This is a genomic window from Pseudomonas sp. BCRC 81390 (assembly GCF_030341915.1).
Taxonomy (GTDB): domain Bacteria; phylum Pseudomonadota; class Gammaproteobacteria; order Pseudomonadales; family Pseudomonadaceae; genus Aquipseudomonas.
In genome coordinates this window covers 123,801-139,945 of record NZ_JATAAG010000002.1, presented here as the reverse complement: position 1 = coordinate 139,945, position 16,145 = coordinate 123,801, and the positions used below count along the sequence as shown (strand labels likewise).

11 protein-coding genes are annotated in these 16,145 nt (G+C 53.6%); 3 read left to right on the top strand and 8 right to left on the bottom strand.

The genetic code is table 11. The features are described from left to right. Positions 1-47: 47 nt before the first annotated feature. From QSV36_RS00890 to QSV36_RS00870, 5 genes are all read right to left on the bottom strand, one after another. Positions 48-2,045: a heavy metal translocating P-type ATPase gene (locus QSV36_RS00890; RefSeq protein WP_104833690.1), complete on the bottom strand. Its 1,998-nt coding sequence runs from the start codon at positions 2,043-2,045 to the stop codon at positions 48-50. Between the two features lie 202 nt (positions 2,046-2,247). Continuing rightward, entirely contained in the window at positions 2,248-2,571 is a 324-nt protein-coding gene (locus tag QSV36_RS00885; RefSeq protein ID WP_104833689.1) for a DUF2790 domain-containing protein, read from the bottom strand. Positions 2,572-2,733: 162 nt separating this feature from the next. Beyond that, complete coding sequence (locus QSV36_RS00880) at positions 2,734-5,895, bottom strand: CusA/CzcA family heavy metal efflux RND transporter (protein WP_104833688.1); 3,162 nt, start codon at positions 5,893-5,895, stop codon at positions 2,734-2,736. Between the two features lie 24 nt (positions 5,896-5,919). Further along, positions 5,920-7,170, bottom strand: coding sequence for an efflux RND transporter periplasmic adaptor subunit (locus QSV36_RS00875; protein WP_104833687.1), 1,251 nt, complete (start codon positions 7,168-7,170; stop codon positions 5,920-5,922). A gap of 68 nt (positions 7,171-7,238) precedes the next feature. Beyond that, the gene (locus QSV36_RS00870) at positions 7,239-8,510 is read right to left on the bottom strand and encodes a TolC family protein (protein ID WP_133164861.1); all 1,272 of its coding nucleotides are present in this window, start codon (positions 8,508-8,510) and stop codon (positions 7,239-7,241) included. A 404-nt stretch (positions 8,511-8,914) separates the two neighbouring features. On the opposite strand from QSV36_RS00870, the gene QSV36_RS00865 reads away from it, so the two are divergent. The 3 genes from QSV36_RS00865 (at position 8,915) to QSV36_RS00855 (ending at position 11,863) form a co-directional block, all read left to right on the top strand. Next, a complete protein-coding gene (locus tag QSV36_RS00865) occupies positions 8,915-10,258 on the top strand; it encodes an OprD family porin (protein ID WP_003253422.1) in 1,344 nt (447 codons plus the stop codon). Positions 10,259-10,747: 489 nt separating this feature from the next. Next, positions 10,748-11,422 carry a heavy metal response regulator transcription factor gene (locus QSV36_RS00860; RefSeq protein ID WP_003253420.1) on the top strand — a complete coding sequence of 225 codons (675 nt, stop codon included), beginning with the start codon at positions 10,748-10,750 and terminating at the stop codon, positions 11,420-11,422. Positions 11,423-11,539: 117 nt separating this feature from the next. Continuing rightward, entirely contained in the window at positions 11,540-11,863 is a 324-nt protein-coding gene (locus QSV36_RS00855; protein ID WP_104833686.1) for a hypothetical protein, read from the top strand. 91 nt (positions 11,864-11,954) lie between these two features. On the opposite strand, the gene QSV36_RS00850 is transcribed toward QSV36_RS00855, so the two are convergent. From QSV36_RS00850 to QSV36_RS00840, 3 genes are all read right to left on the bottom strand, one after another. Then, on the bottom strand, positions 11,955-12,497 hold the full coding sequence (locus QSV36_RS00850) for a hypothetical protein (RefSeq protein ID WP_104833685.1): 543 nt from the start codon (positions 12,495-12,497) through the stop codon (positions 11,955-11,957). 785 nt (positions 12,498-13,282) lie between these two features. Next, positions 13,283-15,397, bottom strand: coding sequence for a sensor histidine kinase (locus QSV36_RS00845; protein WP_189121464.1), 2,115 nt, complete (start codon positions 15,395-15,397; stop codon positions 13,283-13,285). Then, complete coding sequence (locus QSV36_RS00840; RefSeq protein ID WP_189121465.1) at positions 15,385-16,086, bottom strand: response regulator transcription factor; 702 nt, start codon at positions 16,084-16,086, stop codon at positions 15,385-15,387. Before QSV36_RS00840 ends, QSV36_RS00845 begins: the two co-directional genes overlap by 13 nt. Positions 16,087-16,145: the final 59 nt, after the last annotated feature.

Sequence of the window (16,145 nt, the reverse complement as noted above, 5' to 3'; positions counted from 1 at the left end):
GGCGCCTTTTGCGCCCCCGATTTTTTTTGGCCCAATCAAATGAGTGATCACGCGTCTTTGCGGTAGGCCAACAGGCGCAAGGCGTTGAAGACCACCAACAGTGTGGAGCCCTCATGGATCGCAACAGCGGCACCAATGCTCAAGCCCATGATGGTTGACGGAACCAGGATGGCCACAATCCCCAAGCTGACGAACAGGTTCTGGCGGATGATCGACCGCGTGTGACGGCTCAGCCCCACCGCAAAAGGGAGTTGCCTGATGTCGTCAGCCATGAGCGCGATATCAGCCGTTTCCAGGGCGACATCAGATCCGGCAGCCCCCATTGCGATGCCAACGCTCGAATTGGCCATCGCAGGGGCATCATTCACGCCGTCACCCACCATGGCCACCTTGGCGCTAAGGCGCAGGTTCTTGATGGCCTTGACCTTGTCCTCCGGCATCAGGTCTCCCCACGCCTCATCTAAGCCAACTTGTTTGGCTACAGCCTCTGCAACACGGTTGTGGTCTCCAGAAATCATGACCATGCGGTCGATGCCCATCTCTCTAAGCGTCTGGAGTGCCTGTTTGGCCCCCTCACGGGGTGTGTCCAACAGCCCGATAGCGCCCAGATCCTTGTCAGCACGACGTACCACCATGGTTGTGCGGCCCGACTGACGTAGACGCTCCGCAGCCTCCAGGGCTGCCTTGCTGAGTGCGGGAATACCATTGGTACCGAACATCTCGACCTTGCCAATCCATACGAACTGCCCATCAAGCTCAGCACGCACGCCGCGGCCAATCATGTTGCTCATGTTCATGGCTTGGAATCGGCGCCGTGTGCCAATCATCTCTTCACCGTCACGCACAATTGCCGCAGCCAGCGGGTGGTCGCTCATCGACTCCACAGCGATGGCGACGTTTAGCAGATCCTCGATCTGCGTGCCGCCTATGGGTATTACATCGGTAATACGTGGGCGCCCTTCGGTCAGGGTACCGGTCTTGTCGAATGCCATGGCATTCAAGGAGCCAAGCTCTTCAAGTGGCGCACCGCCCTTGATCAGCACGCCACCTCGGGCTGCCCTGGCGATGCCAGAGAGAATGGCGCTTGGTGTAGCGATCGCGAGCGCGCAGGGGCTGGCTGCAACCAGTACGGCCATCGCCCGGTAGAACGAGTCACGAAACGGCTCGTCAAGGAAAATGCCGGCAAATAGCAGCCCGACTACCAGCAGCAAAACCAACGGGACGAATATGCGTTGGAATCGGTCCGTGAATCGCTGGGTCGGTGACTTCCTCACTTCGGCTTCACTGACCATCTTGATGACCCGCGCCAAGGTACTTTCCGTGGAGCGCCGTGTTACCTCAACCTCGATGAGCGTTTCGCCATTGATAGTACCGGCGAAGACTTTCGAGGTAGCCTCCACGGCATCTGGTTTGCTGCGTGCGAGTTCGGCATCAGCGACAGGCTGCTTGTCCACGGGGACGCTCTCACCCGTCACTGGCGCCTGGTTGATGCTTGAGGAGCCTACGACTACAAAACCATCGGCCGGCAGGCGATCATTGGGCCGCACGATGACAACGTCACCGGGAACCAGCAGCTCCACGGGCATTTCCACCGTGCCATTTGCTCTGCGTACGATCGCGGTGGCTGGTGCGAGCTTGGACAGTGCCTCAATCGCTTTCTTGGCCCGCCCCATCGCGTAGCTTTCAAGGGAATGTCCCAGACTGAACAGGAACAGCAGCAGAGCTCCCTCTGCCCAGGCGCCAATGCTTGCGGCACCGGCTGCGGCGAGAAGCATCAGCGAGTCGATCTCGAAGCGTTTCTGGCGGATGTTGCTGATCGCTTCCTTAGTGGTGAACCATCCGCCGAACACGTAGGCCGACACGTACAGAATTAGGGGCAGTCGATCGGTCAGCCCAAGTTTTCCTGCGAGGGCTCCGGCACCCAGGAGAGCACCACAGATCAGCGCGAAAATCAGCTCGGTGTTCATGCCAAAAATGCCGCCATGCTCATGGCTATGACCTTCATGCCCAGCTTGGTCATCAGGGCGTTCAAGCAAACTCTTCATAACTCGTCCCTTCTGGGGTCAAGGCTTCCAATTGCCCTCTGCAGTTGGGGAGCCGTCTCTGTTGGTTGGCTAAGATCTATTGCACGGTTTGCCCGGCCCAGGCGCTAAAATTTTGAACCTATGGAGGCAACGGGCGTAATAAAAAATGCCAGGCACTGCCTGGCATTTACGAAATCTCTAATTGTACTGTTCAAATCATTTACTACTTGTTGTTGATGCATTGCGAATACATCGAGTAACGAACAGTCTTGAGCGTGCCCTGGGAGTCCTCAAAGGTCATCAACCGCGGGTAGACCTGGCAGGTACGGGGGTCCTGCGACTGACGTACGAACTTAGCAACGTCGATCTTCATGCCATATTTGTAATCCTGAATCTCTGGCATTGGCTTGCCATTTTTCTCCGCGTATTTGGCCACTGCGGCCTGGTGTTCCTTGGTGTATTGCAGCTGCTTGCTTTCGGAAAAAGTGTTCGCCTGTGAAGCCACCGAAAAAACAACAAGTGCAGCAGCGATAATTAGCTTTTTCATAAAACCCTCTCAAATTCAAAACTTCTCGGGCGTAACCTTAGCAATGCATAGGCATCACCGGCATGACGAGAAACTTACAATTTTGAAAGGTAAGTGCATCTACTTCACTTTAAACAAAAAAGCCCACAACACGTGTTGTGGACTTCTCTTTAGCGGAGGCTGTTAGCTAACCACTTCGGCCTCGTCGCCGTCTTCATCCTTGCGGTGTGCCCAGTGATACAGGGCAGGCAATACCAGCAAGGTCAGTGCGGTGGAGGACAGGATCCCGCCAATCACCACCGTTGCCAGTGGCCGCTGAACTTCTGCACCGGTACCGGTAGCCAAAGCCATCGGGATGAAGCCCAGGGACGCTACCAAGGCTGTCATCAGAACAGGCCGCAGACGGGTCAATGCGCCTTCATCGACTGCCTGCCTGAGCGTTCGTCCCTCCTCCCTTAGCCCGCGGATGAAGGCAATCATCACCAGGCCGTTCAGTACTGCAACACCGGACAATGCGATGAAGCCAACACCTGCCGAGATCGACAGTGGGATATCCCGCAGCCAGAGCGCGACGACACCACCGGTGAGTGCGAATGGAATACCGGTGAAGACCAGCATGCCGTCCTTCAGGTTGTTGAACATCAGGAACAACAAGGTCATGACCAGCAGCAAGGCGACTGGAACAACGATCTGCAGGCGTTTGGCTGCCGATTGCAGCTGCTCGAACTGGCCACCCCAGGTCGTCCAGTAGCCCGCAGGGATTTGCACCTTCTTATCCAGCGAAGCGGTCGCCTCCTGGACGAAGGACCCCAGGTCGCGGCCTCGAACGTTGGCACTAACGATGACCAGACGTTTGCCGTTTTCGCGGCTGATTTGGTTCGGGCCCAGTTGCAGGTCCAGATTAGCGACCTGGGACAGCGGGATGAAGCCGATCTGATTGGCACCCTGAGCCGCATTGGCAGGTACCGGGATGAGCAAGCTGGACATACCCGCTACGTCGGTGCGGACGGTCTCTGGCAGGCGCACAACCATGTCAAATCGGCGGTCGCCCTCATACAGCGTGCCGGCTTGGCGGCCACCCACGGCGATAGCGATCGAGTTCTGAACATCCGCGATATTCAGGCCGTAGCGTGCTGCTTTTTCGCGGTCGATGTTGATAGTCAGCACCGGCAGGCCGGATGTCTGTTCAACTTTCACTTCCGACGAGCCCGGTACCGCTTTGAGCGCTGCAGCGATCTTGTTGGCCGTGTTGTTAAGCACGTCCATGTCATCGCCGAAGACCTTCACAGCAACGTCACTACGTACGCCCGAAATCAGCTCGTTGAAACGCAGCTGGATTGGCTGCGAAAGCTCATAGTTGCTTCCTGGAACTCCCGCAGCGGCCTTCTGCACCTCAGCAATCAGCTCATCGCGTGGCTTCTTGGGGTTAGGCCACTGATCCTGAGGCTTGAGCATGATGTAGGCGTCGGAGGCGTTCGGCGGCATCGGGTCAGATGCAATTTCAGCAGTACCCGAGCGTGCGAACATCCGTTCAACTTCAGGCACCTGCGCTATTACCGTTTTCTCCAGACGCTGCTGCATCTCGACGGACTGAGTGAGGCTCGTTCCAGGCACACGCATGGCCTGAAGCGCAAAGTCGCCCTCACTGAGGCTTGGGATGAACTCGCTACCCATACGACTTGCCAGTACACCGCTCAGCACGACCAAGGCTATTGCGGCCGAGAAAGCGATGTTCCGGTGTCCCAGCACCCATTGAAGAACCGGCTCATAGCGCAGTCGAGCTGTGCGCATGACCACGCCTTCCTCTTCCTTCACCTTGCCAGTGACGAACATGGCAATAGCTGCAGGAACAAAGGTAACGGACAGGACCATTGCACCCAGCAGCGCCATCACAACGGTAAAGGCCATCGGGTGGAACATTTTGCCTTCGACGCCGGTGAGGGCGAAGATCGGCAGGTACACCACCATGATGATCAGCTGACCGAAGATCAGCGGCCGGCGAGCTTCTCGCGCCGCAGCAAAGACCTCGTGGAAGCGTTCGGTTTTGGTGAGCATGCGGCCATGCTTATGCTGCGCATGAGCCAGTCGACGGATCGCGTTTTCTACAATAACCACGGCACCGTCGACGATGATGCCGAAGTCGAGTGCCCCCAAACTCATTAAGTTGGCACTGACCTTGTTGTTGAACATGCCTGTGAAGGTGAACAGCATGGACAGCGGAATCACCATCGCGGTGATCAGAGCCGCACGAATGTTGCCGAGGAACAGGAACAGAATGGCGATTACCAGAACCGCGCCTTCTACTAGGTTCTTCTTCACCGTCGCGATGGCTTTTTCAACCAGGTTGGTACGGTCATAAACGGTCACGGCCACCACGCCCTTTGGCAGGGTGCGGTTGATGTCCGCCAGTTTGGCGGCGACAGCTTGAGATACGGTACGGCTGTTTTCACCAATCAGCATGAACACGGTACCGAGCACGACTTCGCGGCCGTTCTCAGTAGCAGCGCCTGTACGGAGCTCTTTACCGATGCTGACATCAGCAACGCTGCTGATGCGAATCGGTGCACCGTCCACACTGGTGATCACGATGTTGGCGATGTCTTCGATGTTGCCTACCTGGCCCGGCGCACGGATGAGCAACTGCTCACCATTACGCTCGATGTAGCCGGCGCCGACGTTGGCGTTGTTACTTTCCAACGCTGCGACCAGGTCATTGAGTGTCAGCTTGTAGGTAGCCAGGCGCTTTGGATCCGGCGCAACCAGGAACTGCTTGGCATAACCGCCGATGGTATTGATCTCGGCCACACCCGGGACATTGCGCAGCTGAGGCTTGATGATCCAGTCCTGGATCACGCGCAGGTCGGTCGGGGTGTACGGCGTACCGTCCTCTTTGACCGCGCCATCTTCGGCTTCAACAGTCCACAGGAAGATCTCGCCGAGGCCGGTAGATACCGGACCCATGACGGCCTCTACACCTTCTGGCAGCTGTTCCTTCGCAACCTGTAGCCGCTCGTTGATCAACTGGCGGGCAAAGAAGATGTCAGTGCCATCCTTGAAGATCACGGTGACCTGAGACAGGCCAGAGCGAGACAGGGAACGGGTCTGCTGAAGGCCCGGGAGACCGGCCATGGCCGTTTCAACTGGAAACGTGATCCGTTGTTCGGTTTCCAAGGGCGAATAACCAGGCGCTGCAGTGTTGATCTGTACCTGGACGTTGGTGATATCGGGTACCGCATCGATGGGCAGCTTTTGATAGCTGTAGATACCGATACCCGCCATGATCAGAACAGCGATCATTACTACGATGCGCTGCTCGATGGCGAATCTGATGATACGTTCAAACATGAGAAATCATCCTGTCAGTTCGCATCAGTGACCGTGTTCGGCAGAAGCTTTGCCGAGCTCGGACTTGAGTGTGAAGCTGCCACTGGTTGCTACCTGGGCGCCGGCTTCAATACCGTCGATGATTTCCACGTACCCATTGTCGCGGCGACCCAGTTTTACTGGGCGGGTGTCAAAACCTTCTGGGGTGCGTACGAATACCGAGGGCTTGTCTTCAACGGTCTGCACGGCGTGCTCAGGGACCGCTACGGCAACTCGATCAGTCTGGGAGGTGACCGCAATGTTTACGAACAGGCCTGGACGCCAGGCGCCGTTAGGGTTGGTCAAGGTGACGCGCACAGTGGCTGCACGGTTTTGCTCGCCCAGCAGGCTGCCGACATAACCCACCTTCCCTTCGACCTGGACGTTCATGTCAGGCGAAGAGACTTTCACTGCACGGCCAGTCGTGACCTTGCCCAGATCTGTCGGCGGAACTGCGAAGGTTGCCCAGACCTGATTCAGGTCGGAAAGGATGAAGGCGTTGGTCGCCTCGCTGACGACTTCGCCAACGGTCAGGTGTTTCTCCACTACCACGGCGTCGAAGGGAGCGCGGAGCTCGTAACGATTACCGCCAACGGAGTTAACTGAGGCACCGATTGCGCCGACCTTCTGCTTGGCGTTGGCCAAGGAGATATCCGCCTCTTGCAGAGCTTGGCGTGCTTGGAGGTAGTCTTGCTCTGCAGAGATCTTGTCCTGCCACAGTTGCTTCTCACGCTCGAAGGTCACACGCGCCAGTTCGACGCGACGCTGTGCGGCCTGTTGTTCGCTGCGCAGGTCAGAGATCTGCTGGCTGGCGATTACCGCGAGGACTTGCCCTTTCTTGACCGTCTCGCCCAGGTTGGCCTGGACAGCCTCAACAACGCCAGGAACACGAGGAACCACATGGGCAGTACGATCTTCGTCGAAGCGAATTTCGCCCGGGAAGCTCACAACGGTACCGAGGTCACGAGGCGCTGCAGCTTCCAGGGCAACACCGGCGGCCTTGATCTGTTCAGCGCTGAGCGTCAGCTTGCCCTCCTCTTCACCGCCCTCTTCGCTATGACCTTCTTCTCCATGACCCTCATCCCCCTTCTCTTTAGCGGCAGATGCGGCTTTCTTTTCGTCGCCATGACCGTCGTTAGCGCCGTGCTCGGCGGTGCTGGCGGCCTGTTGCCCGGAACTGTTGTTCCAGGCAAGGCTGCCAAATCCGAGGGCTGCCACAGCGGCTACCGCGAGGGCGATCTTGCGTTTGTTATCCATTGCTACTCCTGCTGATCGTAGGCACCGGCTTGTTCAAGGCTGGGTGCCGAAGAAAATGTTTGGCCCGTTCAGCGAGCGCCGGCAGTTGAGCCGACTTCGCCATAAACCCTTTCCACCTGCGCACGCGCATTGGTCGCCGCTGCCAACGATTCGAGGTATTGGCCACGAGCGACGATCAAGGTGCGCTGGGCATCCAGCACTTCGATGAAGCCAAATTTGCCCATCTCGAAGCCGCGGGTTGCGGTCTCTACGGCTTGTTGGGCTGATGGCAGAATGGTCTTGTCGTAGGACTCGACCTCCTGCATGGCGGTGGACCACTGGTTCAACGCGGTTTGGGTTTCGGTGCGCAGACGCAGCTCCACAGCATTGCGCTGGTCTCGGGCCTGATCTGCACGACGAGAAGCGGAAAGAATGTTGCCTTGGTTACGATCGAACAGCGGCAACGGCATGGACAGGCCCACAGTGTTGACCCGCTCGCGCACAGAGCGGTCGTACTGGCTACCTACGCTGACAGTAAGGTTTGGAATGCGCTGGGCTTTCTCTGAGCCGAGCGAGGCGTCGCTTTTATCAATCTGCACCACGGCTTGGCGCATTTCTGCGGTCTGATCGAGCTTTGCCAGCAGATCTTCAGTGCGAGGCGGCAAACCCGGGGAGAGGGTTGGCGATTCGAGTCGATCAAACACGGTGACTGAGCTCCCGGTAATTTGAGCGAGCTGTTGGTAAGCGGTCGCTTTTTCCGTTTCGGCACGTCGAACTTGCAGCTGGGCTTCGGCCAGTTGCACTTGAGCGCGGGTCGCCTCCACTGGGGACGATTTACCTGCGCGAACACGGCCATCGACGATGCGAAGACCGCGTTCAGTCAATTCGAGAGATTGCTTGGCCAGGTCGAGACCTGTCTGGGCTCGCAACGCGGCATAAAAGGCTTGGACGACGTCTGCACGCAGGCCGTTAACGCGACGGTCTAACTCAAGCTGTGCGGCGGTCTGCCCGTATGTGGCGACGTCAACACGAGCCCCCCGCTTACCGCCCAGCTCAAGGGTCTGGCTGAGAGAGACAGTCGTCTGGCTGGTATTACGACGGGTGTCTTCCACGTCATACGAGATTGTGGGGTTGGGGATAAGCCCGGCCTGCTTGCGAGCACCATCAGCGATCCCAATTTCTTGCCTGGCTGCGGCCAGGTCTGGGTTGGCATCCATGGCCGTCGAAAGCGCCTGGGGCAAGCTGATGCTTTGGGCAAGAGCTGCAGGTGCCATCAATCCAGAGATGACTGCACAGAGTGCAGCGATCTTCCAGGGCGAGACGGGGGTCTTGGGTAAGACATTGCGGTTATACCGGGGCACTTTGATGGTCCTCGTGCACAAACTTCGATAAAGCTTGGCGAGAACGCCGAAACAGCTGCCAAGCCCCACTTGATTAGGTGATGGCACTCTAATGAGCGGTAGCTATCAGAGGAGTGGCTAGAAAATTACAATTTCGTAAGAAAGCTCTGTAATGCCCGTAAATACTGGGAAACCCAACCCGACACGATGATTTCGATACAAGCAACGGAGATGGCAAACACGCGGTGCGAAGGTGCCGAATAACAGGTAGATGACGAAATTGTAATTGTCCTATCACCCTCCCGTTATCTTCGGCCTGCAAATATGAGCTCGCGCTACGCTAGGCGCGCCGCCGGGTCAGAACAACTAACGACACCCGCACCGGTAAACATAATAAAAACTGCCGTGAATCAAAGGAGCATCGGATGAAAATCAAAGTACCACTGTATTTGGCGGCAGTTTCTGCGCTGTCTGGAAGCTATGCTATTTCGGCACAAGCTGAAGACAAGCCAGAAGGCTTCATTGAAGGCAGCAGCCTTACAGTGTTGAACCGTAACTTCTACTTCAACCGTGATAACCGCGACAGCACCGCCCCCACTTACAACAGTGGCAAGGGCAATACGAACGGCTACTCCGAAGCCTGGGCGCACGCGATCATCAGCAAATTCAACTCCGGGTTTACCCAAGGTACCGTTGGCTTTGGCGTTGATGCCTTTGCCATGATCGGCCTCAAGCTCGACACCGGTGATGGGCGCAACGGCGGCCGTAGCTCCTTCGACGTGCTGCCCGTTGATAACAAGGGTGAAGCTCGCGACGAATACACCAAGGTCGGCGGCGCAGCCAAAGTCCGCTTGTTCGATACCATCGTGAAAGTGGGTGATGTTTTCCCATCGACCCCGGTCGTCGCATCGGGTGACTCTCGCTTGCTGCCAGAGAGTTTCCGCGGTGTGACCGTTGAGAACACCAGCATCCAGGGCCTTACCCTCCAGGGTGGTCGTCTGCATGCGATGAGCCAGCCGGTCTCAAGCAACCTGAACGACAACTTCGTGACGTTCTACGGCGGCCCGGTCAACTCGCCATGGATCGGTTACGGTGGCGGTGACTACTCGATCAACGACAACTGGACTGTGAGCGTCTACGCCAGCCAGCTGAAAGACGTCTGGAATCAGTACTACGCCGGCACAAGCGTGGTTTACCCGCTGAGCGACGATCTGGCGCTGATCGGTGGCTTCAACTACTACAAAGCCGTAGATGAAGGTAAGAAGCGCCTGGGTGAATTCGACAACAACATCTGGAGTGCCAAGGTCGGTGTGCGTTACGGTGCCCACACCCTGGCCCTGTCGCATCAGCGCAACAACGGCGACGACGATTTCGACTACCTGCGTCAGTCGGACTCGATTTTCGTCGACAACTCCATCCAGTACAGCGACTTCAACTCGCCGAAAGAGCGTTCCTGGATGCTGCGCTATGACCTGAACTTCACCAGCTACGGCATTCCAGGCCTGACGTTCATGACCCGCTACGCCAGAGGCTCGGGCGCGGATTACTCGAACGCTAACCAGTTCTACATGCGCACCGACGACAACGGCAACCCGCTCGACAATCAGAAGCGTTGGGAGCGTGACGTCGAAGTCAAATACGTTGTCCAAACCGGTCCGGCAAAAGATCTGTCCTTCCGGTTGCGCCAGGCAACCACGCGTGCCACTGCTTTCGAATCGGATCTGGATGAAACTCGTGTAATCATCGAGTACCCGCTTTCGATTCTGTAATTCGCTAACTGGGCCAGTTATCCATTGACTGGTCCTGTTAGTAAAACGAGCATTACGCATTCACCTTGAGTGGCTTAAGTGCTCCTTTGGTAAAAGGTGGATATTTGGCGCCCATTGGGCGCCTTTTTTTTGCCTAGAATTCAAGTAGGCGTTCGATTGTACGCATCGCATGCCGGTGAAGTTCATGACTACACCAATGACCAGTCTCTTCAATGTGAGCGACCTCGCCGTCATCTGAGCGGAACGAAGCCAGCACAAAGAAGAAAATAACCCAATACTTCATAAGGTCAAATCACCTGCTGGAGAGAGGGCCCGCAATTGTCAAACCCAAACCGCGACAAGATATACCGCCAGACTATCAACTGTATTACCTAGAAATTACAAATCCGTCATTTGAGCCCCGGCACGCTCATTTTGATTTACCATCCCTTTCAATAATGCCGGCGCGCGTGCGCGGTTAATTGCTCAGTGATATCGAGACAAAATCCCATGCGAATTCTGGTAATTGAGGATGAAGTAAAAACTGCGGAGTATGTGCGTCAAGGTCTGACGGAGTGTGGCTATGTCGTAGATTGCGTACACACCGGTTCAGATGGATTATTCTTGGCCAAGCAGCACGAATACGAGCTGATTATTCTCGATATAAACCTCCCAGAGATGGACGGTTGGCAGGTTCTTGAGTTGTTGCGCCGTAAAAATTGCCCTTCGCGCATCATGATGCTGACGGCGAGAAGTCGGCTGGCGGATAAGGTCCGGGGGCTGGAGAACGGCGCAGATGACTACCTGATCAAGCCATTTGAGTTCCCTGAGCTGTTGGCTCGGGTTCGCGCCTTGATGCGCAGGTCGGATCACCCCGCATCCGTAGAGGTCATTCGCGTCGCTGACTTGGAGCTTGATCAGAGCCGGCACAGGGCGTTCAGGGACGGTCAGCGTATTGATTTGACCACCAAAGAATTCGCGTTATTGCACTACTTGATGCGTAACACCGGGGTGGTACTGAGCCGTACGCAGATTATCTCTCAGGTTTGGGATATGAATTTTGACTGCGACACGAACGTTGTTGAGGTGTCGATTCGAAGACTCAGAGCCAAGATAGATGACCCTTTCGAGACCAAGTTGATACATACGCTTCGGGGCGTAGGGTATGTGCTTGAAAAGCGATAATTGCGAAGCTCTCTAATACCGAAAATAGGCTAAATACTCTCGTCGCTTGCGAGCTTGAGGTTTCTGTTTACTATCCGCGGCGCTGATTCCTCACCCAACAAATGAGGTAGGCTGTACATGAGGTATAGCATTGATTATCAGCAGGTGTCTCAAGGGCAATTGCATGCCAAAACTGATACCTGTCCAGCTGACATAATCTTCAACAGCAACCATGGCTTAGCACTTATTCCGTGCGTCGGCGATGTTATAAACCTCCCCTCTACGGCGGTCAAAGAAGGGGTTTGCGGCATTGTTAGATCAAGGATTTTCAATTATCTACGAGGTCAAGAAGAGCTGTACTGCCACGTCAACATTCTCGTTGAAGAAGCAGACATCAATTTCGGAAATCTCATCTCGGAATACATGCGCAATCAGGCACGTGCACGCTCGCCTTCTTCATAAAGTCGAAGGCGGGCCTGGCCATTAATGGCTAGGTATACATGAGTGAGGGTTTAGCAGAGCTGGCGTCTACTGAGTGCCAGAGGCGGAATAGTCACAGCTTTGTGGTTGAACGCGGTACTGCTGGTGTACGCAGAGCCGGACTCATGGTTTTTTGAATGGCGCATTGCAGTATAAAGAAGTACATAATACCAGAGGTAAATACGATTGCGGACAGAGAAACCATTTCTAAATCTAGGACCCCAGAAATCATATACTGCTTAATCGTGATAGATCCCAGGATGATTCCGGTGCAGTACATGACACCCGTGAACTGATTCCCCATAAAACTCAGTATGCCGCTGAAGGCATTGTTTGCACTGAGTAGCACTGCCTTTAAAATGGTCCACCCGAGAAGTGGTAAAAATGCCTTAATCATGAAGGCGAATAACATCGATGATGCGAATAGTTTTATCGGCGTTTCTGCCCACGGCTTGATGGTACCGTCTATTTCAACGCCGGTATACAAGATCACATTCAGAACAAGGGCCATGACGGTGCATATGCCGAGGCGTATCATTTCCCGCCTTAGTGGGGCCATCATTATCACAGCGTGAATCTTGCGTCCGATGAATCGGTTTAGTCCTTGGGTCGACATTTCTCTTCCTATGCTCTCGGGATGACGGTGTTGTAACGTTGTAAGGAGGTCACGCTTTTACCCGAAGAGAGGTGACGCTTCAATGGTATGAATTGCGCAGGGGGTCTCTGGCGGGATAGCTTGCTGAGAAATCCTCATCTACCTGCGTAGCAAAGATGCGGCCACACCGTCGCCGTCAGATCTCTGGAGGACTGGCTGCTGTCAGTGACTCATCAAGTGACGGAACCTTAGCGTTAGCACTGAGGACGAGTATCCTGGATCGGAGTGAATCACCCTGAAAACTGTATATACATTATGACCGCTTCTCGCCGTTAGCTGCCTTTCTTGAAGGACAGCTTTAGGTCGTTAGCTGCCACTGGCGACTGACTATTATCGACCCAAAGCGACCATTGGCGAGGGGCAGCAAACGGCCAATAGCAGATGTTCTGCCGCCGAACTGGCAAGTACTAAATGAGCACGTATTGTCGTTATGGCGTCTTCCCGGCTACTTTTGCCAGCAAAATGCCAGGCCTGGAATTGTCAGCCCTCGCTGCTCCGTACAGAAACATCAAATAAACGACTTAAGCTCTTCCCGAATGATGATGTCAAGGCGTCACGCAACTCCCGAAAACAAGTTGAAGCATCCGACACTGCGGATTCACAAACCCGAAAAATAAGGACAATGCGACAAACGGTTGGGATCCATAAATTTGCGTCCTGGCCGACTGACCCTTCAAAAGTCCGACCGACCCGAATGGGCCGGTCGTGACGATTAGCATTGGTTTATCGCATGACAACAAACAAGACTAGCTTACGTATGGAAGCCTAATTTCGAAACAAACCCCATCCCCTAAGTTTCGCGCGGTCAAGCTTCCGCTCAGCCGTGAAACAAACGTTTTCGCCATATACAGCCCCTGTCCGAGATGCTCATCTTCTCCAGCACCTTCTCGCACAGACACACCATATTCAAATATCTCTTCTATAGGGTCAATCGCGATATGAGGGCCTATATTTTTTATTGTGACAACGGCACTTCCACGCTCCAGGTACCCATCAACGATAATCTCTGTATCAGGCACTCGAAAATCATTGGCATTATTAATAATAGCTGTCAGTACGGACTCCAGCATATCCGCATCGGCCATCACATAAAGAGCCTTATCACTTCCAACATATTTGATGCCTGCAATCGCAGACTCAGCAGCGTTGATTAGGTATTCAGTAATATTTTCCTTGGTGATGTCTCCAGACAGCGAATTCATTGCTTCCTGGGGAGTCCTAAAGGTAAAACTATCAGAAATTTCCTGACCCAACGAAGCACCATACAGATATTTCACCGCGAAAGAGATCCTGCGTACATAGCGAGTACTTGGATCATTCTCATCGTTGTGCCGAAGCATCAGATCCTGCAATGGAGACCTAATTTCATGACCAATGGCACGAAGAAATTGATGTTCTCTTTTCGAACGTTCAACCGCACTACGACCATAAGCTATAAGTGCCTCATGAAGTTCCAAAATATTTCGCCAAAGAACCCCTACTTCACTCTGACTTTCCTTGATATGAAAGGGCAGTCTGTACTCATCAACTACGCTAAACCGCTCCTTCATATGCAGTGTATTGCGGCGAACCTTATAAAGTGGATCCAACACAAATACACGAAGGATCACGTAGGATACCAACAACATGATACTTATAAGCGAGGATAGCAATACAATGGACTGCGCGGCCATTCTCCATCCGCCCAACACGCTGGAGGCATCCCCACGAATGGCAACAGAACTCCCATCGGGGAGCTGGGCCAGTGCGTCTATATTTTTTGCCGGAACAATGACCTTAATAAAAAAGTCAGTTAAATGATCAATCAAGTTAACAGGGAAATTCCGTCTAGTACTTAAATTTTCGACCGTCGCGTGCCTGACTTTAATTTCTGTACTTGAGTTGCGCGGAGAAAACACCAAAACCTCACCCGGCGTTAGATAATTTCTCATTTTATCAAACGAAAAAACGGTATCTGGCTCAGACAATGTCGAATCCAGTATGATACTGCTCTCACCTACCGCATTGTTACCGATTAATTTGATGTCTAGGCGGGCTTCGGAGAGATCCTTGGGCGGCCAAATAGTGGCTTTCCCTTGAGCCTGATTGGCCTGGAAAGCATCGTCCGCAAATGCATAAGCCGGGATTTGGAATATGAACTCAAACCTATTGGCTGCACCTTGGCCGCTTAATTTCAGAGCGCGCCCTTTGATCTGTGGCTCTCTTGAAAAAGCTCTACGTGTTGACGATCCAATTCTGAATCCAGTTAAGCTCCAAGCTGGGGATAAGTAAGGGGTCAGGGTGTCGCCGACACGCTTCACGGAATCGAAGGTGACGATAAACTGGCTAATTGTACCGCGCGCAGATAACGTAACTAAGAAATAATCTCCCGTTCTCGGGTCATCGATGTAACGAGGCGATACCAAGTCGTTAATTTTCTCGAACCTCCCCCTCACATAAGCTATTGCTCCCAGAGCCTTGTTCGTCAGCACTCCGGCACATACTCTATTTTGCGGTGCATCCATGCCTGCATAGCTGCATCCCAGCAGAGGCTTTACGTCCTCAACATGCCCAGGCATAACGTTAATATACTCTAGAGGTATTTTATAAAGAGGGATTCCAGAGTTATCAGGTTTGGGGGCATCAAAATTACTAAGGTTGACTCTCCCATCAAGCGAGTCAAACTCATAGGCGACTCGCTGCAAATTACGCTTCACACTTGAATCATATTGTTCAACCACAGATCCGAAGCTTAATCTGAGCGCTACAATTGTGCCTACCAACACAACAACAAACATCACAACCAGCACGCCGACAACATAAATTCTTATCGAGGCTTTGCTGATATTATCCTTAAGCCTATTGAAATCTAATCCAGCCACCGAACCCCCTTCATCCTAATTACTTCGACGTGCCCCTCTGACTCCCCCACATCTTTTAGAACATCTCGGATGGTTTTTATATGCTGACGTATCGCGTCGTTATTTTTTCCACTTTTCACGAGATCAAAAAAATCTTCATACGGGACGAGATTACCTTTCGCCTTATATATTCGTTGTAATATGGTTTTCGCTGTGTGCGGGATATTCAAAGGCTTACCTTTAAACCTAGCCTTACCCGTATCAGGGTCAACGACTAGATCTTCCGCAGCCTGTTCCTGCTGTTGCTGCGAGCTCTGCTTACTTTGTGAGTTCTGTGTGTCTCTCAACACCCTCATTGCCGCTGCTAAGAACATTTGCCCATCGGCAGCAATAGGTTTCTCAAGAAAGTCCCAAACGTCCAACTGATACATTATCGACCGATACACTGAAGGATCCAATCCGGAAACAACAATAACCGGACTTTTGTGGCATTGCGAATTTACACTTATAAGGCCTATACCTGCATTCTTTTCAGGAGGCAGCTCGATATCCAAAACAATAAGTGAATAGTTATTTTGTTTGATCGCCACCTCAGCAGAAGCCCTGTCAAAGAACTGAGTGACCTCCACTCCGTGATTGAGCTCTCGACAAAACGCGGCAAGCGCATTATTTACAGCCTCTGAGTCTTCAACAATGGCTATTTTGTACATGTAGTGAACCTCGGGAAAAACCAAGCAAAACGATTGACGCGATAATCTCATAAAGGTCA

Excerpts from the sequence above, each read along its gene's own strand:
- QSV36_RS00855 (WP_104833686.1), top strand. The coding sequence starts at position 11,540 with ATGAGGTATAGCATTGATTATCAGCAGGTGTCTCAAGGGCAATTGCAT.
- QSV36_RS00840 (WP_189121465.1), bottom strand. The coding sequence starts at position 16,086 with ATGTACAAAATAGCCATTGTTGAAGACTCAGAGGCTGTAAATAATGCG.
- QSV36_RS00875 (WP_104833687.1), bottom strand. The coding sequence starts at position 7,170 with ATGGATAACAAACGCAAGATCGCCCTCGCGGTAGCCGCTGTGGCAGCC.
- QSV36_RS00885 (WP_104833689.1), bottom strand. The coding sequence starts at position 2,571 with ATGAAAAAGCTAATTATCGCTGCTGCACTTGTTGTTTTTTCGGTGGCT.
- QSV36_RS00850 (WP_104833685.1), bottom strand. The coding sequence starts at position 12,497 with ATGTCGACCCAAGGACTAAACCGATTCATCGGACGCAAGATTCACGCT.
- QSV36_RS00880 (WP_104833688.1), bottom strand. The coding sequence starts at position 5,895 with ATGTTTGAACGTATCATCAGATTCGCCATCGAGCAGCGCATCGTAGTA.
- QSV36_RS00890 (WP_104833690.1), bottom strand. The coding sequence starts at position 2,045 with ATGAAGAGTTTGCTTGAACGCCCTGATGACCAAGCTGGGCATGAAGGT.
- QSV36_RS00860 (WP_003253420.1), top strand. The coding sequence starts at position 10,748 with ATGCGAATTCTGGTAATTGAGGATGAAGTAAAAACTGCGGAGTATGTG.
- QSV36_RS00865 (WP_003253422.1), top strand. The coding sequence starts at position 8,915 with ATGAAAATCAAAGTACCACTGTATTTGGCGGCAGTTTCTGCGCTGTCT.